The organism is Agrilactobacillus fermenti, assembly GCF_047943045.1.
Lineage (GTDB): Bacteria > Bacillota > Bacilli > Lactobacillales > Lactobacillaceae > Agrilactobacillus > Agrilactobacillus fermenti.
The window spans coordinates 2,483,838-2,502,770 of the sequence record NZ_CP181347.1 but is presented as its reverse complement, the minus strand read 5'-3'; the positions used below and the strand labels follow the sequence as shown (position 1 = coordinate 2,502,770).

The window sequence follows — 18,933 nt, the reverse complement described above, 5'->3', positions numbered from 1 at the left end:
AAGGAGTCCGGTTATGATCGAATCAACGATGACTGAGCCAACGGCAAAAGAAATTCAAGCAACGAAATTATATCAATCCTGGGGTATGACGACTGAGGAGTACACACGTGCTTGTCGGTTATTAGATCGCTTACCAAATTATACGGAGACTGGTTTGTTTGCGGTAATGTGGAGTGAGCATTGTTCTTATAAGAATTCGAAGCCGGTTTTGAAACAATTCCCCACAACTGGCCCACAAGTGTTGCAGGGCCCTGGCGAAGGGGCGGGTATCGTTGATATTGGTGACGGTCAAGCAGTTGTCTTCAAAGCGGAAAGTCATAATCATCCGTCAGCCGTGGAGCCTTATGAGGGTGCAGCAACAGGTGTCGGCGGGATCATTCGCGATATTTTCTCTATGGGTGCTCAGCCCATCGCTATTTTGGATAGTTTGCGATTTGGTGAGTTGAATGATCCACGGACGAAATATTTGGTTTCAGAAGTAGTCAAAGGGATTGCTGACTATGGTAACTGTATTGGGATTCCTACAGTTGGCGGTGAAACGACCTTTGACGCTTCTTATACGGCCAATCCTTTAGTGAATGCAATGTGTGTTGGTATTTTGAATCAAGCCGATATGCAAGTGGGTCAAGCGCGCGGTGAAGAAAACAGTATTATCTATGTTGGCGCTAAAACTGGTCGTGATGGCATTCATGGAGCAACGTTTGCTTCAGAAGAATTCAGCGATGACAACGAAAGTGATCGTTCAGCCGTCCAAGTCGGAGATCCATTCATGGAGAAATTATTGATGGATGCTTGTTTAGAAGTGATCCGGCAGCATCAAGCAGCTTTGGTAGGGATTCAAGATATGGGGGCTGCGGGGCTGGTATCATCTTCAGCGGAGATGGCTTCTAAGGCTGGGACAGGGATGATTTTAAATCTAGATCAGGTGCCAACACGTGAACCTAACATGACGCCTTATGAAATGATGTTATCTGAGTCTCAAGAACGGATGCTTTTATGCGTGCGCAAGGGTTATGAACAAGAAATTTTTGATGTCTTTGCTAAATATGAATTAGATGCCGTCAAGATCGGTTATGTCACCGAAAGTAAACAGTATCAGCTATATCATCAAGGTCATTTAGTAACGGATGTGCCAGTGACTGCGTTGGTGGATGATGCCCCTGTCTATGAGCGGGAAAAGACGTTACCGGCACATTTACAAAATCCGACAACTACTCAATTCCAACCGAAGATCCAAGATTTTGCTGAAACGGTCTATCAGTTACTCGGCCAAGCAACGATTGCATCTAAACGGGCGATTTATGAAACTTATGATTCTCAAGTAAAAACCAATACAGTGGTCAAACCTGGTGGCGATGCAGCTGCGCTACGGATTCGTGGTACGCGTAAAGCCTTAGCAATGACGATGGATGGCAATGCGCGTTATCTCTATTTAGACCCTAAAGTTGGTGGGGCGATCGCTGTAAGTGAGGCGGCACGTAATATTGTAGCCACTGGCGGCCAACCCTTGGCCATTACAGACTGCTTGAATTTTGGCAATCCTGAAAAGCCTGATCATTTTTATGAGCTTGCTGAGGCAGCTGCTGGTATGTCGGCAGCTTGTGAAATGCTCAAGACCCCTGTGATTTCTGGGAATGTTTCACTTTATAACGAAACCAACGGTGAAGCGATCTACCCAACGCCAGTTGTGGGTATGGTGGGCTTGATCGAAGATTTGGAACACATTACAACGATCGATTTCAAAAAAGCAGATGATCTCGTTTATGTGATCGGTCAAACCAAGGGAGATTTCAATGGCTCAGAAATTCAAAAATTACAGGCCGGTGCCATTAGCGGTAAGCTATTCCCATTTGACCTTGCTTATGAACAGGACATACAAGCTACTGTTTTAGCAGCGATTAAAACCGGTTTGATCCAAAGCGCCCATGATGTCTCTAAAGGTGGCTTGATGACAGCGTTATTGGAAAGCTGCTTTGCGGCTAAAACTGAATTGGGGCTTGAACTCACTTGGCAACACCCATTTGCTTGGCTGTTTGCTGAAACACAGTCACGCTTTGTTGTGACGGTAGATCCTAAGCAGCGGCTAGCTTTCGAAGCTCAAGTCAAGCAGGCTGAACTAATTGGTCACGTTTCACGTGGAACAAAAGTAACCATTGCTGGAGACAGCCAAACAGCTACTATCGATTTACCTAAAGCTAAAGGGATTTTTGAAGGGAGTTTGCCATGTCTGCTGAAGTAAGAAGTTTAAATGAAGAATGTGGCGTTTTCGGTATTTGGGGTGCCGATAATGCCAGTAATATTACTTACTACGGGCTGCATAGCCTACAGCATCGAGGCCAAGAGGGTGCGGGCATTACGTCTAATGATCAAGGCACACTGCTCAATTACAAGGGCCTAGGGTTGTTGAGCCAGGTATTCAATGATCCTAAAAACTTAGCAAAACTGACGGGCCGGGCAGCGATCGGGCATGTGCGCTATACGACTGCTGGCGGTAAAAATTTTGATAATATTCAGCCTTTAATGTTTCGATTTTCCAATGGTGACATGGCCTTAGCACATAATGGCAATTTGACTAATGCGTTTAGTCTAAAAGAACATTTGGAGAATGAAGGCGCCATTTTTCATACCACTTCTGATACGGAAATTTTGATTCATTTACTTCGGCGTTCCTCACATACGGCTTTTCTAGATCAGTTGAAGGAATCCTTACGTACAGTTAAAGGCGGTTTTGCTTTTCTGTTGATGACCGAGAAAAAACTCTATGCGGCTGTTGATCCCAATGGGTTACGGCCTCTGATCTTGGGGCAAACGACTGCTGGAGCATACGTCGTGGCTAGTGAAAGTTGCGCGTTAGACTCAGTAAATGCAAAAATCATTCGCGATATTCAACCTGGCGAACTAATTATTATTGACGATACGGGCTATAAGGTCGATTATTACACGAAAGAAACACAACTGGCCGTTTGTTCAATGGAATATATCTACTTTGCCCGGCCAGATTCAGATATCCACGGGGTCAACGTTCACCACGCGCGCAAAACTATGGGCCGATTATTGGCTAAAGAGCAACCAGCTGATGCTGATATTGTGGTCGGTGTACCGAATTCCTCTTTATCGGCTGCTTGGGGCTATGCTGAAGCCAGTGGGATTCCTTATGAAATGGGTCTGGTCAAAAATCAGTATATTGCCCGGACGTTTATTCAACCTAATCAAGACCTAAGAGAACGAAGTGTGCGGATGAAGCTTTCCGCTGTTCGTGGGGTCGTTGCGGGGAAGCGGGTTGTGTTAGTAGATGATTCGATTGTTCGCGGCACAACTTGTAAATATATTGTGCGGCTGCTGCTTGAAGCAGGTGCCAAAGAAGTACATTTACGCATTGCTTCACCGGCTTTGAAGTTTCCTTGTTATTATGGCATCGACATTCAATCGACCAAGGATTTGATCGCAGCCCATCAGTCGATTCCAGAAATGAATCAAACATTCGGTTCTAAATCATTAGGTTTTTTAAGCGTAACTAGTTTGATCAAGGCGATAGGATTAAAGACGACTGCACCGAATGGCGGCTTATGTGTGGCATATTTTAATGGTGACTACCCAACGCCACTTTATGACTTTGAAGCCGAATTACAAGCAGAATTACAACGATTACATGTCAAAGCACCGAAACGACTGAAACAGGAGGTTTCCTAATGACCCAAGATGCCTATACTGCTGCTGGTGTGAATATTGCTGCTGGTGATGCTGCTGTCGCTAAAATCGCGCAAATGACCGCTTCGACTCAAGACGCCAATGTACTCGCTGGTGTGGGTGGTTTTGGTTCCCTCTATGCGCTGCCTCGTGGCTACCAAGAACCGGTATTGGTATCTGGTAGTGACGGCGTCGGTACCAAATTGTTAGTGGCAATTGCGGCGAATAACTGTCATACCATCGGGCAGGATCTAGTCGCAATGTGTGTGAATGATATTGTGGCTCAAGGGGCAAAGCCGTTGTTTTTCCTAGACTATTTAGGCATTCATCAAGTTGATCCCGACCAAGTTGCCGCTATCGTTCAGGGAATTAAAAAGGCTTGTGAATTGAGCGATTTAAGCTTAATTGGCGGCGAAACAGCCGAAATGCCAGATATGTATGCACCTAAACATTACGATTTGGCGGGGTTTGCCACTGGTATCGTAGAGAAAGAACAACGCTTGCTGCCAGAGCACGTCGTGGCTGGTGATATTTTGTTAGGCTTACCGAGTTCAGGCTTGCATTCCAATGGGTATTCCTTAGTGCGCCAGATTTTATTCAAAGATCACAACTTTAAGTTAACCGATGATATTCCTGAACTAGGAACTGATGTCACAACGGCCTTATTAACGCCGACACGAATATATGCCCGGCTGTTACAACCGTTATTGCAACAGCAATTATTGACTGGTGTGGCTCATATCACGGGTGGTGGCTTGGTGGAAAATTTGCCACGAATCCTACCAGATCAATTAGCCGTCCAGATCGACCAAGATGCTTGGCAGGTACCTAAAATTTTTACCTGGTTACAAAAACTAGGGCACTTATCGGCTAAAGATATGTTACAAACTTTCAATTTGGGCATTGGTATAGTGTTAGTGGTCAAACCGGCACAGCGCGCTGAAGTTGAAGCAATATTACAAGCACAAGGCGAAACCTACTATCAATTGGGACAAGTGGTACCCCGCCAAGAAGCAGCTGTGATCTTCACGGGGAGCAGCCAAATATGACGAAAAAAATTGCTATTTTTGCTTCCGGAACGGGGACTAATTTTGTGGCTTTGGTGCAACAGCTTCAGCATTGGCGCTCAGATGTATCGATTGAGTTATTGATCTATGATCGCAAACAGGCTGCCGTACATCAGCGTAGTCAAGAACTAGGTGTACCTAGTGTTTATGTAAATTTCACGAAGTATGCTGACAAGTCGCAAGCAGAGACAGCAATGTTACAAGCGCTCAAGCAGCGCCATATCGATCTGATCTTGTTGGCGGGGTATATGCGGATTGTTGGCCCAACTTTGTTGAACGCTTATCAAGGCCACATTTTGAATATTCACCCAGCCTTACTACCAGCTTTTCCTGGTGCTCATGGGATCGAAGACGCCTTTAAAGCTGGTGTTAAAGTAACTGGTGTCACGATTCATTTTATTGACGCCGGGGTTGATTCAGGTCCGATCATCGCTCAAGAGACGGTACGCATTGACCCAACGGATACCTTAGCTACTTTAGAAAACCGCATTCACCAAATTGAGCATCAATTGTATCCTCGTGTTGTTAAAGAATTGATTACAGAAGGAGTCGTCTAATTCTCATGAAAAGAGCTTTACTAAGTGTTTCTGATAAAACTGGTCTGGTTGATTTTGCCAAAGCCCTCGTTGCTTTAGATTATGAATTGATTTCCACTGGCGGAACTTTACGTATCTTGAGTGATGCTGGCGTTCCCGCCATTAATATTGAAGCAGTGACCCATTTTCCAGAGATGTTAGATGGTCGGGTTAAAACATTACATCCAGCGGTTCATGGTGGCCTACTAGCTAAACGTGACAACCCAGAACACATGCAGATGTTAGCTGAACAAGGCATTCAACCGATTGATCTTGTCTGTGTAAATCTCTATCCATTTAAAGAAACCATTCAAAAACCAGAGGTCACTCAAGCTCAAGCCATTGAGAATATTGATATTGGCGGGCCATCGATGTTACGCTCAGCTGCCAAGAATTTTGCAGCGGTCGTACCCGTGGTCGATCCACAAGATTATGAGGCGGTTATCACTGCTTTACGCGAAGATAGTTTATCCGCTGCTTTTCGGCAGCAATTAGCTGCCAAGGTATTTCGACACACAGCAGCTTATGATGCCTTGATTGCAGCCTACTTTACTACTGACCCTGAACCAGAAACATTGACATTGACCTATAATAAGCAGCAGAGTATGCGCTATGGCGAAAATAGTCATCAAAAAGCGGCGTTTTATGCGGATCCAATGGCCCCAGCGTATTCGATGGTGCACGCAAAACAATTACACGGCAAGGCGCTTTCTTACAATAATTTACGTGATGCGAACGCTGCTTTGCAGATCATCGCTGAATTTACAGAACGGCCAGCAGTGGTTGCGTTGAAACATATGAATCCTTGCGGGATCGGTGAAGCTGACAATTTGGAATCAGCTTGGGATAAAGCTTATGAATCTGATCCAATTTCTATTTTTGGCGGGATCATCGCTTTGAACCGAGAAGTAGATGCGCAAACAGCGGCTAAAATGCACGAACTCTTTTTAGAGATCATTATTGCCCCAAGCTATACTGATGAAGCTTTTGCCATTTTAGCGAAGAAAAAGAATTTGCGCTTACTGACGGTAGACTTTAGCCAACCAAAAGCTGCTGCTGATCGCGAAATCACAGGGATCATGGGTGGTATTCTGGTGCAGGAAGGCGATCAAACTCATGAAACGATTGATCAATTTACAGTTGTCAGCAAGAAGCAGCCGACAGAAGCCCAAATGAAAGCTTTGCAATTTGGTCAAACCGTTGTCAAACATGTGAAGAGCAATGCCATCGTTGTTACCACGGCAGACCAAACGTTGGGTGTCGGCGCTGGACAACAAAATCGGATCGACTCTGTAAAAATTGCCATTGAAAAAGCGCAAACCAAACCAGCTTTCAAAGATGCCATCTTAGCTTCGGACGCATTTTTCCCGATGGACGATAGTGTCGCTTATGCTGCTGCCCATGGGATCACAGCTATCGTGGAGCCTGGTGGTAGTATCAAAGATAAAGATTCTATCAAAAAAGCTGATGAATTAGGTGTGGCCTTGGTATTTACTGGCGTGCGCCATTTCAAACATTAATTAGGAGGCCCTCATGGCAAAAGTCTTAGTTATTGGTGCCGGTGGTCGTGAACATGCAATTTGTCAGCAGTTTCTCAAAAGTAAACAGGTGACGGATGTTTACTGTGCCCCTGGTAATCCTGGTATGCTCCATGATGGTATCCAAACGGTTGCCATTGATGAAATGGATTTCCCTGGGTTGATCCAGTTTGCCCAACACCAAGCAATCGATCTCACATTTGTTGGGCCCGAAGTACCTTTAAGTGCCGGAATCGTGGATGCCTTTCAAGCTCAACGGTTACCTATCTTTGGACCTACACAAGCGGCAGCTCAATTAGAAAGTTCCAAATCCTTTGCCAAAGCATTTATGCGTAAATACCATATTCCAACAGCAGATTATGCTGTCTTTACGGATTTAGATGCCGCCTTAACTTATTGCCGCAAGCAAACTTTTCCTTTGGTAATCAAAGTAGATGGTTTAGCGGCTGGTAAAGGTGTGACGATTGCGGACACATTTATGGCTGCTCGAGATTTATTGACAGCTTTATATCAAGCGGATGCCCAACAGCAAGTTGTTATTGAAAGTTACTTAATTGGTCAAGAATTCTCATTTATGTGTTTTGTGCATGATGATAATCTTGTGCCGCTACCGCTGTCACAAGATCATAAACGGCTATTGGACGGGGATAAAGGGCCAAATACAGGTGGCATGGGGGCTTATAGTCCTTTACCGCAGATGCCGGACGATTTAAGTGAACGTGCCTTAAATGAAGTGATTCGGCCAACAATTGCCGGCATGAAAGCTGAAGGTCAGCCGATCACTGGAACGATTTATGCCGGGTTAATGTTGACGACGACCGGGATCAAAGTGATTGAATATAATATGCGTTTGGGTGATCCTGAGACTCAAGTGCTGTTACCCCAGTTAAAAAGTGACTTTTATATTTTGATCCATGAACTATTAGCAGGACATCAACCGGTTATTCAATGGACAGCAGCAGGTTATACGCTAGGCGTTGTGGTAGCAGCTTCAGGATATCCTAAAAAGCCGATGGCGGCTATTCCGCTGCCAAAGTTAACAGACCTGCCTGCGGACATCACCGTGACCTATGCTGGCGTACAAGCACAGAATGGTCAATTAGTCAGTCATGGTGGTCGCGTGCTGATGTTTACGACGACCCAAAAAGACATTCAAACCTGCCGGCAACATTTATATGCAAGTTTGAAAGAAAAAATTAAAGCACCCTTCATTTATCGTAACGATATTGGTGCCAAAGCTTTAACATCAATAAGTGAATAGTCAAAAAGAGTATAACAAAAGGCGTTCAGCACCTGAATACTGACAAAAATTGCGAAAAATGATGGGCTTTCCATTTGAGTCATTCATTGTTAGGTGAGGGTGTTGCTTTTTAGAACACGTTTAAAATTTAATTGTTCACGAACAAATAGTGGCTGAAAACAAAACGTTAGTTTTGTCCCAGCCACATTTTTGAGTTATGAACGATTTTCCTAAATGTACACCAAAAACAATATCCTTATCTCACTCCGTCGGTAGATTAAAAAACAAACATCTGATTTAAGATCTTGCCCATTTCTGCTGGTGATTCTGGGCAATCTTGGATTAGCCATTGAATCATAGTCGAAACTACAGCACCAGCCATAAAACTGGCGAAGTAGGTATTTCGCCAAACCCGTTTCAGAATTGAGAAATTACAACAAAATCTTGAGCGAAGTAACACCAAATAATCCAGTTTTCCTTACAAAAAATGGTCATAGTAAGTATGCCGTTGTAGATATAGAGACATATGATCGATTCACTGCTGCACTTAAGCTTCTGGAAGATGTGAAAGAAGCTAAGAAAGGCCCATTTGAGGACTGTGATAAGGCGATGGACGAAATAATGAAGGAAACATACAAGTTAATGGCTTATCAGGTCGATCACGAACATCAAACAATCACCTTGTTTGGTTTGTACAGTAATCATCAAGACATCATGAAACATCTTTTTAAAGGCTTTCCACCCACAACAAATTAATCCTTTTCTTATGCATCCCTGACATTGGCTTTATTTTGATATAAAATGACCGCAGAAGATGTTTCTTTGAAATAGGTTAAATGACACATATTAAAAAGCATCCAGAGATCAACTTTGGATGCTTTTTTAAAATTTTGATCAACTTTATTGTTCCTGAATAGCTTGCAATCGATCTAACAGAGATTGAATATCTTGTTTGCTAAAGTTACCTTGCTTTAATTCTGCTGCTGATAATAGGTTGAGCTGCTGGGCGTACCAAAGACCTAATTTTAAAAAGTTTTCCTCACTTATGGCGTAACGTACCCGAAAGAGTTTTTCGATACTGACTTGATACTGATGTTGCGCTAATGATTTTTGCAAAGTTTCTTGATAGGTTAAATGATCATCTTGTTGCCCGGGAAATACAATTTCGGTTTCTGAATTGCCACCCTTACCAGCTGTTAAAATATAACCCAGGCCTTGGGCAAAAGCTTTGATCTGACGTAAAATGGGATCATCTTCATAAATTGGCATAGTTAGATCCTCCATTTTAATGTTAACTTACTGAAAGTGTAAATTACATCCTTGAAAAAGGTTTAAATTGTTTATTATTTTTTTACATATTAACACCAATAATATTTAAAGGCGAATTTAAACGGACAAATAAGCTGATTTGACTTATTTATATAGTTTGTTACCATAAAACCTATTTAATTTTAAACTTAGGGTGTGAATTATTTATATTTTGACAACAATAATAGTAAGATAATTATGAATGGATGTATGTCAACAGGAACAACTTAGATAAGTGGTGGAGGTTATATGGATAACAGTAAAAATAAGATAGGTTTGTTTCAACTGGTCATGTTAGGTTTAGGCTCATTAATTGGCTCAGGGTGGCTCTTTGGATCCTGGGAAGCATCAGCTGTTGCCGGGCCAGCCGCGATTATTTCTTGGGTGATCGGGGCGGCCGTCATCGGTGTAATTGCTTATAATTACATTGAATTAGGCACAATGTTTCCCGAGTCTGGGGGCATGAGTCGCTTTGCACAATACACACATGGGTCGCTGCTTGGCTTCATTGCGGCTTGGGCCAATTGGGTGTCATTGATCACTTTGATCCCCATCGAAGCTGTGGCTGCCGTACAATACATGAGCTCCTGGCCTTGGTCTTGGGCAAAATTTACTCATGCTTTTTTAGCAAACGGCACGATCACTAATGCTGGTTTGTTGGTCGTTTTTGGTTTTATCATCGTATTTACATTATTAAATTACTGGTCAGTTTCATTATTAACGCGGTTTACCAGCTTTATTTCAGTTTTCAAAATCGGTGTGCCGCTATTAACGATTATCATGTTAACGATTGCTAGCTTTCATCCTAGTAATTATGGGAGCTCGATCCATGCTTTTATGCCATTTGGCTCAGCACCAATTTTTGCGGCCACTTCGGTATCAGGGATCATCTTTTCATTTAATGCCTTTCAAACGGTGATCAATATGGGTAATGAAATTAAAAATCCCCAGAAAAATATTGGCCGGGGCATCGTGATTTCTTTAACCATCAGTGCAATTTTATATATTCTCTTACAAAGTACTTTTGTGACGGCCTTGAAGCCAAGCATGTTGGCGCATGGTTGGAATCACATCAACTTCAATTCACCGTTTGCGGATCTGGCTATTTTGCTAGGGATTCATTGGTTATCAGTCCTACTTTACATGGATGCCTTCGTTTCGCCATTCGGGACAGGGGTCTCTTTTGTAGCGTCAACAGCTCGGGCATTATTCGCCATGGAGGAAAATAACCATATTCCGCATTTTGTGGGCAAGGTCAACGAAAAATATGGCACCCCTCGCGTAGCAATGTTGGTTAATGCTATCTTAAGTATGGCGATGGTTTCCGTGTTCCGGTCATGGGGGACGTTAGCAGCGGTTATTTCCACGTCGACCTTGATTGCTTATTTGACCGGACCCACGACAGTGGTTTCTTTGCGGAAGATGGCGCCAAAATTCAAGCGGCCGATTAAGTCGGAACATTTGAGTTTTATGGCACCATTGGCGTTTGTGCTGGCATCGTTAGCAACTTACTGGGCAAAATGGCCAACGACTATTGAAGTCATTTTAGTCATTTTCTTAGGGTTTCCATTCTATCTATACTTTGAATGGCGCACCGGCTGGGCCCATACTTGGGAGCAGCTCAAAGGGAGTGCTTGGTTACTGATTTATCTAGTCTTTATTTCCATCGTTTCTTGGATCGGTAGTAAAGAATTTAATGGCTTGAACTGGATCCATTATCCGTGGGATTTTGTGGTCATTATTATCGGCGCCCTGCTCTTTTATGCTTGGGGGATTCGCAGCTATTGGAATTCTCAATATTTTGATCAAGCTAAGGTGCTGAATCAAACGGTTAAAATGAAAGCCGACTCGAAAGAGTGACAAACGTGCACCAAAAATATTTAGCGCACGCACCAGAATCACAATAAATGGTGGGTTTTATTTAAATTTAGGGAGTTGAAGGTCATGACAGTAACCTTAACGAATCTTCGAACTTTAGGGCATTATCCCACAATAACTGGTGGTGAAATCAAGCCTGGTCTTTTGTATCGTAGTGGTCAGTTGGTTGATCTTACAGCAGAACAGACAGCTTATTTAGCTGATACGTTGAACATCAAACGCGTCGTGGATTTTCGTAGTGCTGACGAACGGCAACAGCAACCAGAACAGATTTGGCAGACCGCCGAGTATCAGGTGATCGATATTTTAGCCGATGCGACGGCTAACAATGCCAGTTTGGGCGAAATGTTGACGCAGGAAGGACACGTTCGCCAAGGCATGTTAGAAACGTATGAACAGATGGTCGTCAGTGATTCAGCAAAACGGGGATATCATCAGTTCTTGACGGCATTAGTAACCGATGTGAAGCCGACTGTTTTTCATTGCTTTGCCGGTAAAGACCGTACGGGGGTGGCGGCCGCCTTGATTTTAAAAATTGCGGGTGTCAGTGACCAAGTCATTTTCGCGGACTATCTCAAAACAAATACGGCTCGTCAAGCGGCCAATCAGGAAATCATAGCGACTTATGGCAAAGATATGACACCAGCGCAAAAAGAAGCTTTAGGACAAGCCTTATTGGTTGATCAAGCTTATTTAAAGCATTACTTTGCCGTGATCGATCAGAATTATGGTGATTTTGACCATTATCTGCAAGAGGCACTAGCTTTGACATCAGATTTTGTGACCGAATTTAAGCACACTTTTGTTAAATAAAAAATGGGCGCATGGGATGAGATGTTCAGCGGCTGAACACTAATAAATACCCCTAGAGATTAGACTTCTAGATCTAATTTCTGGGGGTATTTTGTCCCACACTTTGTTCGAAACGCGTTCGTAAAGCTAACTTTGTTACCTAGCCCTAATTGTTTGCTGAAGCTAACACTTCATCGGCACAATTGGTGTTAGTGCTCCAAAGCTAACCAGCTTTACTCACGCTCTAAACGCGCTCAAATCATCAGTTTTTTCACCCAACGACGCCTTACTCGTGGGATACTGCACCCACAACGTAAGTCTAGGTTGGTGCTCAAAAACTACCCGATAATTTTCACGCTCTTTCATTCATCTGCTAAGAGTTCCATTAATTGTCTAACTTGTTTTTTCAATTCAGTGCCGATATCAGTTTCTGCAACGGTTTTGCGGGCTAATTCTTGTTCGACGACGCGTTTGGTAGAAACGATGTCGGCTAGATCAGCAATGGCTTTTTCTCTAGTAGTAAAGGGCTGGTGAGTGACCAGCTGTAAGCCATAGGAATTATAGAGTAGCGTGTAGCCGCCAATACCGGTAGTTTTTTGATAAGCTTTAGAGAAGCCGCCATCGATCACCAGCATCTTACCGCCGGCTAAAATAGGGGATTGGCCCTTTTTAACTGGGGTATGCCCATTAATGACATGTCCAGTTTTGGGATCGACCCCAAACTCAGCTAACATTTCTTCAATAAACCAAGGTTCGTGCCGGAGACTGTAATAGCTGTTCATTTCTTCAACATGAGTGGCTTTGTCAGCAATGAAATAGCGTTCAAAGGTAGCCATCACGCGTTTGCCAAATAATGGCGATACAGGACCAGTCCAGAGGTACCATAAGAGATCAGTGGCAAGATCATCCTGTTGATTTGGATCAATGTAGCTTTCCCGCAAATTACGTTCCAACAGATCAAAGAGGGCTTTCCCTTTATATAGCTTGCCATTTAAGGTCAAGCCTTCAAAATTTCCTTTTTTGTCAACAGGTACACAGCCATGAATCAAAAGATTGTTGTTATAGGTTAGATACATACTGCCTTTTTTCATAAAGAAGTCCATGTGTTTATGTAACTTCTCAGAGTTCTTGAAAGCAGCGGTCAATTGGTCGATGACTTCTTGTTCTTCTGGTAATAACTTGTAGGGATCATTAGGATCAACCGTTTGGAAACAGCCGTTGATCAGAGGATAAGTTTTGCCATCGATCGTAATGGTTTTACGGTCTTTAGAAATTTTATCGAGTAATTTTCGCTGCTGCATTTTAAATTCAGGGCGGCGGTCAATGACTGGTCCCTCCAATTTAAATTGAATGATCGCAATGGCTTGGTGAATTTTGGTAATTTGTCTCAATTCTGCTTCAGAAGGTTGCTCGTTTGGTTGAGTTAATTTTGGTCGAAAACCGGGATTATCATCATAGTATTTTTCTGCTAATAATGAAAGATGGCGCAAGTTGATGCCATAGGAATCTTCTACAATCGATAAATTATCGTAGCGGGCACAGATACGCAGCAAATTAGCGACACAAAGCGAAGATCCTGCGGCTCCGCCTAGCCAGAGAATATCGTGATTACCCCATTGGAGGTCCACTGAATGATGCTGCATCAGACGATCCATGATCTTATCGGGCGCTGGTCCCCGATCATAAATGTCACCAACAACATGTAAATGGTCCACAACTAGCCGCTGAATCGTGTGACATAAGCTGATAATGAAGTTATCAGCCGAATGCAGCTGAATAATATCATCGGTGATTTGGGCATAATATTCATGTTTGTCGGCGGTATGGAAATCGCCATAAAGTAATTCTTCAGTTATGTAGACAAATTCAGGCGCCAACGCTTTACGGACTTTAGAGCGGGTATACTTGGTAGCACAATATTTAAGTAGTTTTAAAAGGTCATCAAACGTATCCAAATACCACTGATGTAAATCTTCGGGGCAAGAGAATTGTTGTTTAACGATCGCTAGCCGTTCTGTCGGGTAATAAACTAAGAAGGCAAATACCTGTTGGGTTTTAGGTGTCATCTGTCCATTAAATAGTTCTTCGATTTTTAATTTAATATTCCCAGAAGCATTTCGCAGTACATGATCAAAAGCTGGAAATTCTCCATGAATATCACTCATGAAAGCTTCTGTGCTTTTTGGCAGATTTAAAATTGCCTTTAAATTAATGATTTCAGTTGTGATGGCATCTTTAGTTGGGTACTTTTCTCGTAAAAGTTCACGTTCTAATTCCTGAATGACAAACACCCTCTTTTAAAAAGTTAAACTTATTATAGCAATAAAAGTTCTGAAAAGTAAGGTTTACACATTCTGTGAAAAAGCGAACGAAAACTGGTATATCGATATTTTTAAATCTAGACCAATTTATAATTTTAAACGTATTTAGAGCGTGAGACAAAAGGTGCTCAGCATCTGAGCACTAACAAGAATTACGACAAATGGTGGGCTTGCCATTTGAGCTATTCGTTGTTCGCCTTTATTTTGACCAACCCAAGGTAGCATTCGTCACACTCTCATATATTTTTCATGTTATTATAATAAATATAAAACTTTTTCGGAGGTAAGTATGCGTTATTTTACAGCAGGAGAGTCTCATGGTCCTCAATTGACCGCAATCATTGAGGGGCTGCCAGCTAACTTAAAATTGGATATTGCCCAGATCAATGCAGACATGAAGCGTCGCAAGCAAGGCTATGGTCGTGGTGCCCGGCAAAAGATCGAAACAGATGAAGTCCAAATCACGGCAGGGCTACGCCATCAATTGACCTTGGGCTCGCCCTTAGTGATTCAACTGCCCAACAAGGATTTTGCCCATTGGCAGTCCGTGATGTCGCCGACAGATCCAGCCACACCCGAAAATTCTGTCCGTCAAGTCACCAAGCCGCGCCCCGGACATGCGGATCTAGTGGGGGGCATGAAGTATCAACATCAAGATCTGCGCAATGTGTTGGAGCGTTCTAGTGCCCGGGAAACAGCCATGCGTGTGGCTGTGGGTAGTGTGGCCAAACAATTATTGCAAGTTTTAGGTATCGATGTCTTAGGCTTTGTGCGTCAAATCGGCCCGGTGGCAGCAGATCAAACAAAATTAGATACGTTTAAAACATTGGCTGATTTACGTGCTAAGACAGAGATCAGTGCCGTTCGAACGTTTGATGATCAGGCTGAATCAGCGATGAAAATAGCCATTGATCAGGCTAAAAAAGCTGGTGATACCTTGGGTGGCATTGTTCAAGTCATTGCCACGGGTGTACCGGCTGGGTTGGGCAGCTATGTTAGTGCTGATCGCAAATTAGATGGTCAGTTAGCCCAGGCAATTGTTGGCATCAACGCTTTTAAAGGTGTGGCTTTCGGTGATGGATTCGACTTAGCTGATCATCCTGGCAGTGGGGATATGGATGAGATCTTTTATGATGCGCAGCAAGGTTTTTATCGTCAATCGGACCATCTTGGCGGCTTTGAAGGTGGCATGACCAATGGGATGCCTATTGAACTGACAGCAGTGATGAAACCGATCCCCACACTCTATAAACCCTTACGCAGTGTGGATATTCATTCTAAAAAAGCTTATCAAGCCAATGTGGAACGTTCGGATACGACGGCAGTTCCGGCAGCGGCAGTCGTGGCTGAAGCTATGACTGCCATCACTTTGGCTCAGGCCATTTTAGAAATGTTTGACGCCAACGCTATGGCCCGCCTAAAAGCGCAATTCGAGGCTTATAAAAATGAACTCAAAAATTATTAAGGAGATCGATATATGGCTATGAAATTAACCAAAGGGCCTGTTCAACTGAACGGGGCGTGTCAAGTACCTGGAGATAAAAGTATCTCGCACCGAGCCGTCATGTTTGGTGCACTAGCCAAAGGTCGGACGGTTGCACGGCACTTTTTGTTTTCCGCCGATTGTCTGGCAACGATAGGGGCTTTTGAAAAACTCGGGGTCACGATCAGTCGAGATGAGACAAGCGTCACAATTGAGGGTGTGGGCTTTCATGGTTTCAAGCCAGCTAAGCAGTCTTTAGATATGGGGAATTCTGGGACCTCCACGCGCTTATTATTAGGTTTGTTAGCCAAACAGCCTTTTCCCATGCGCTTTATTGGCGACGCCTCTTTGAGTCAGCGCCCGATGGGTCGAGTTTTGGCGCCTTTAACACAAATGGGGGCACAAATGACCGCAACTGCTGGTCATCTACCCATTGAAGTAGCTAGCAATACCCACTTGCAGGCCATTGATTATCAATTGCCCGTAGCCAGCGCTCAAGTGAAAAGTGCCTTGATTTTTGCGGCTTTACAGGCAGATGGGCCCTCGACCTTAACAGAGAAATTAGCTACCCGAGACCATACAGAACGCATGTTGCGCTTATTTGGGGGCGACATACAACAAAAAGGGTTAGCGTTAAAGATCAAACCCCAGACTAATTTGACAGGTCAAACGTTTACAATTCCCGGCGATCCTTCATCAGCCGCTTTCTTCATTGCGGCAGCGACACTATTGCCTAATAGTGAAGTCATTTTGCTCAATGTCGGCCTGAATCAGACGCGCATTGGCTTCTTAGAAGTCTTAGGACAGATGCAAAGCGATATTCAAGTCATACAGGCGGATAGTGGGTTTGAGCCTACGGGAACTTTGAAAATTAAGTCAGCGTCATTACAAGCAATGCACATTACCGCTGATATGATCCCAAGTATTATCGACGAGTTACCGTTAGTCGCGCTCTGTGCCACGCAAGCAGAAGGAGTCACAACGATTTCTGGGGCGGCAGAACTGCGGGTTAAAGAGACCGATCGTATCGCCACTGTAACGGCAGAATTACGGAAAATGGGCGCGCATATTGAAGAAAAACCGGATGGGATGGTCATCACTGGGCCGACACCTTTACATGCGGTGAACGCACAATTGGATAGCCATGGCGATCACCGCATTGCTATGATGTTGATGGTGGCGGCTTTGTTGAGTAAAGACCAATTTACATTGGAAAACGCTGATGCGGTGGCCGTCTCTTATCCTAAGTTCTATGAAGATTTGTTGGGATTGGTTAACTAGGCTTATATGTCTATGAATGACTTTAATTAAATAGTTCATAAAAAACACGAGAGAATCGTGTTTTTTATTATGCTAAATTTAAATTTTTATATCTTTGTAAGTATTTCTAAAGGAGTTGCTATCTGGTGGTAGGTGGGGGATAGAAGATGCTATACTCTTACTTCTGAACAGCGCAGAACCTTAGCAGCGCTAGATAAATGACGACTGGACTTTTTTTAAGGATATAGTGCAAATGTACTAGGAGGAGAAAAATGAAACTCAATAAATTAATCATTGGGGCGCTCATCGTTTTTGGGGTAATTGTAACTAGCAGCCAAACCGTTCATGCAGCTCTAACAATTGAAAGTGATGATGCTGTCTATTATTCAGACAGGGCAACAGTAGCGCTATACGGTGATCCCGAATTGACACAACCGCTTCACAAAAATCTGGATCCTAAAATCAATGCTTGGAAAACTTTCAAGATGGCGCTTGATGCAAATGGCAAAAAAGTTGCTGTGGATCTAGGTGGCAATCAATGGGTCAAAGTCGTGCAGTATACCCCTGAACGGCTTGAAGTCATTCGTAACTACTCAGCAGAAAATGGTATGTATAAAGAATATTTCTCCGGTGGTCGTGCGCTAACGGTTTATAGTGATCCCTATTTAACCAAGGCAATTGGTACTTTAGATCCCCAAATCAGCCATTGGCGCATCACGGGCGTCTCTAATGTAGATCAAAGCGACTACTATGGTTTCTCTTTTGATTTAGGGGACAACCAATGGGTCGGGAAACTGACCAGCACTACTGAACCTATCTATAATGTTTTTTATTTTATGACGGGGACACCATTATATGATCAAAATGGCAACGTAACTACGATTTTAAAGAATGATCAGCATTATACCTATAAAGTTCTTGAATCTAAATTACTAAATAATCAAATAGCTGTCAGAATCGGCGGTAACAATCAATGGGCTTACTATAATTCAGGCACACCTTATTAATTTTTGACGGACAGGAGATACAATAAAGCATGAAGTTAAGCAAACGATTTATGGGGTTATTTGTTGCTTTGGGGGCTTTGATCATTGGCACGCAGCCGGTCAACGCAGCAGTTGAAAATGATTTGACGATTCAACCGGCGACGAACATCATTTTCAGTTCAGGTAATCAGCCAACACCAATTTATTCAGATCCAGAAACAAACGTAGCAACTAAGCAGCACTTAAATACTGGCATATCAGAATGGAAAGTGATCCGTGAAGCAAGAATTCAAGACCATATTGTGGCTCAAGATTTAGGAGATAATCAATGGGTCAAGACTGCTGATGGGGTAAATTTGTCATTAGGTCAGCCGACACGTTTTTTAGAAGTGTTCTCAGCGGCTAAGCCAGTACCAATTTATAGTGATGCTTTAGGTCTGAATAAAATTGGTGAATTAAATCCGAGTATAAGTGAGTGGCGTATTTTGCGTGTTGCTTATGGTTCAGGAACCTATTCGACACGGGCAATCGAGCTAGGGCAAAATCAGTGGGTTTTATTTAAAGATGTGACTTTAATAAATGATAGTTATTATTTTAAAGCTGGAGAGCCTTTGTATGATCGATTAGGCCATACCATTGGCGCAATCACCGCGACCATGAACTATAAAATATTTGGTGCGCTGACAATTAATGGCGAGACGTATGTCAAATTAGGTACCAATAACCAATGGGTAAAATACCGTTCTGGTAGCTTATTTTTGTCTTGATTTGAGGTCAAGGCTTAAAACTCGTTTTGGG

General features: G+C 43.1%; 16 protein-coding genes. 13 read left to right on the top strand and 3 right to left on the bottom strand.

The window, feature by feature from the left end; translation table 11 throughout:
- The first annotated feature begins 13 nt into the window (after positions 1 to 13).
- The 6 genes from purL to purD are packed head-to-tail and all read left to right on the top strand — an operon-like array spanning position 14 to position 8,128.
- Complete coding sequence (gene purL / locus ACNAN0_RS12430; protein ID WP_416353457.1) at positions 14 to 2,239, top strand: phosphoribosylformylglycinamidine synthase subunit PurL; 2,226 nt, start codon at positions 14 to 16, stop codon at positions 2,237 to 2,239.
- A complete protein-coding gene (gene purF / locus ACNAN0_RS12425; RefSeq protein WP_230913124.1) occupies positions 2,224 to 3,690 on the top strand; it encodes an amidophosphoribosyltransferase in 1,467 nt (488 codons plus the stop codon). Before purL ends, purF begins: the two co-directional genes overlap by 16 nt.
- Positions 3,690 to 4,736, top strand: a complete 1,047-nt coding sequence (purM, locus tag ACNAN0_RS12420) for a phosphoribosylformylglycinamidine cyclo-ligase (RefSeq protein WP_230913125.1) — start codon at positions 3,690 to 3,692, stop codon at positions 4,734 to 4,736. The genes purF and purM overlap by 1 nt, the downstream gene beginning before the upstream one ends.
- Positions 4,733 to 5,311 (top strand): phosphoribosylglycinamide formyltransferase, encoded by a 579-nt coding sequence (gene purN / locus ACNAN0_RS12415; protein WP_230913126.1) that lies wholly within the window; start codon positions 4,733 to 4,735, stop codon positions 5,309 to 5,311. Before purM ends, purN begins: the two co-directional genes overlap by 4 nt.
- Before the next feature lie 5 nt (positions 5,312 to 5,316).
- Positions 5,317 to 6,849, top strand: a complete 1,533-nt coding sequence (gene purH / locus ACNAN0_RS12410; RefSeq protein WP_230913127.1) for a bifunctional phosphoribosylaminoimidazolecarboxamide formyltransferase/IMP cyclohydrolase — start codon at positions 5,317 to 5,319, stop codon at positions 6,847 to 6,849.
- A gap of 13 nt (positions 6,850 to 6,862) precedes the next feature.
- Positions 6,863 to 8,128, top strand: coding sequence for a phosphoribosylamine--glycine ligase (gene purD / locus ACNAN0_RS12405; RefSeq protein ID WP_230913128.1), 1,266 nt, complete (start codon positions 6,863 to 6,865; stop codon positions 8,126 to 8,128).
- 256 nt (positions 8,129 to 8,384) lie between these two features.
- On the opposite strand, the gene ACNAN0_RS12400 is transcribed toward purD, so the two are convergent.
- Complete coding sequence (locus ACNAN0_RS12400; protein WP_407929179.1) at positions 8,385 to 8,567, bottom strand: TetR-like C-terminal domain-containing protein; 183 nt, start codon at positions 8,565 to 8,567, stop codon at positions 8,385 to 8,387.
- Between ACNAN0_RS12400 and ACNAN0_RS12395 the strand changes: the two genes are divergently transcribed.
- Positions 8,552 to 8,863 carry a hypothetical protein gene (locus tag ACNAN0_RS12395; RefSeq protein ID WP_416353456.1) on the top strand — a complete coding sequence of 104 codons (312 nt, stop codon included), beginning with the start codon at positions 8,552 to 8,554 and terminating at the stop codon, positions 8,861 to 8,863. The genes ACNAN0_RS12400 and ACNAN0_RS12395 overlap by 16 nt on opposite strands.
- Before the next feature lie 144 nt (positions 8,864 to 9,007).
- Here ACNAN0_RS12395 and ACNAN0_RS12390 read toward each other — a convergent pair whose 3' ends face one another.
- Positions 9,008 to 9,376, bottom strand: a complete 369-nt coding sequence (locus ACNAN0_RS12390) for a DUF6483 family protein (RefSeq protein ID WP_230913130.1) — start codon at positions 9,374 to 9,376, stop codon at positions 9,008 to 9,010.
- 288 nt (positions 9,377 to 9,664) lie between these two features.
- On the opposite strand from ACNAN0_RS12390, the gene ACNAN0_RS12385 reads away from it, so the two are divergent.
- Positions 9,665 to 11,275, top strand: coding sequence for an APC family permease (locus ACNAN0_RS12385; protein WP_416353455.1), 1,611 nt, complete (start codon positions 9,665 to 9,667; stop codon positions 11,273 to 11,275).
- 84 nt (positions 11,276 to 11,359) lie between these two features.
- Positions 11,360 to 12,106: a tyrosine-protein phosphatase gene (locus tag ACNAN0_RS12380; RefSeq protein ID WP_416353454.1), complete on the top strand. Its 747-nt coding sequence runs from the start codon at positions 11,360 to 11,362 to the stop codon at positions 12,104 to 12,106.
- 341 nt (positions 12,107 to 12,447) lie between these two features.
- Here ACNAN0_RS12380 and ACNAN0_RS12375 read toward each other — a convergent pair whose 3' ends face one another.
- The gene (locus ACNAN0_RS12375) at positions 12,448 to 14,367 is read right to left on the bottom strand and encodes a fructose-1,6-bisphosphatase (protein WP_416354208.1); all 1,920 of its coding nucleotides are present in this window, start codon (positions 14,365 to 14,367) and stop codon (positions 12,448 to 12,450) included.
- Between the two features lie 328 nt (positions 14,368 to 14,695).
- Here ACNAN0_RS12375 and aroC point away from each other — a divergent pair, with 328 nt between their 5' ends.
- The 4 genes from aroC to ACNAN0_RS12355 all read left to right on the top strand — a co-directional run bounded on the left by aroC (position 14,696) and on the right by ACNAN0_RS12355 (position 18,902).
- Complete coding sequence (gene aroC, locus ACNAN0_RS12370; protein ID WP_416353453.1) at positions 14,696 to 15,871, top strand: chorismate synthase; 1,176 nt, start codon at positions 14,696 to 14,698, stop codon at positions 15,869 to 15,871.
- Between the two features lie 12 nt (positions 15,872 to 15,883).
- Positions 15,884 to 17,170, top strand: a complete 1,287-nt coding sequence (aroA, locus tag ACNAN0_RS12365; protein WP_416353452.1) for a 3-phosphoshikimate 1-carboxyvinyltransferase — start codon at positions 15,884 to 15,886, stop codon at positions 17,168 to 17,170.
- A 251-nt stretch (positions 17,171 to 17,421) separates the two neighbouring features.
- Complete coding sequence (locus tag ACNAN0_RS12360) at positions 17,422 to 18,156, top strand: hypothetical protein (RefSeq protein WP_416353451.1); 735 nt, start codon at positions 17,422 to 17,424, stop codon at positions 18,154 to 18,156.
- A 29-nt stretch (positions 18,157 to 18,185) separates the two neighbouring features.
- Positions 18,186 to 18,902: a hypothetical protein gene (locus ACNAN0_RS12355; protein WP_416353450.1), complete on the top strand. Its 717-nt coding sequence runs from the start codon at positions 18,186 to 18,188 to the stop codon at positions 18,900 to 18,902.
- The last annotated feature ends 31 nt before the right edge of the window (positions 18,903 to 18,933 follow it).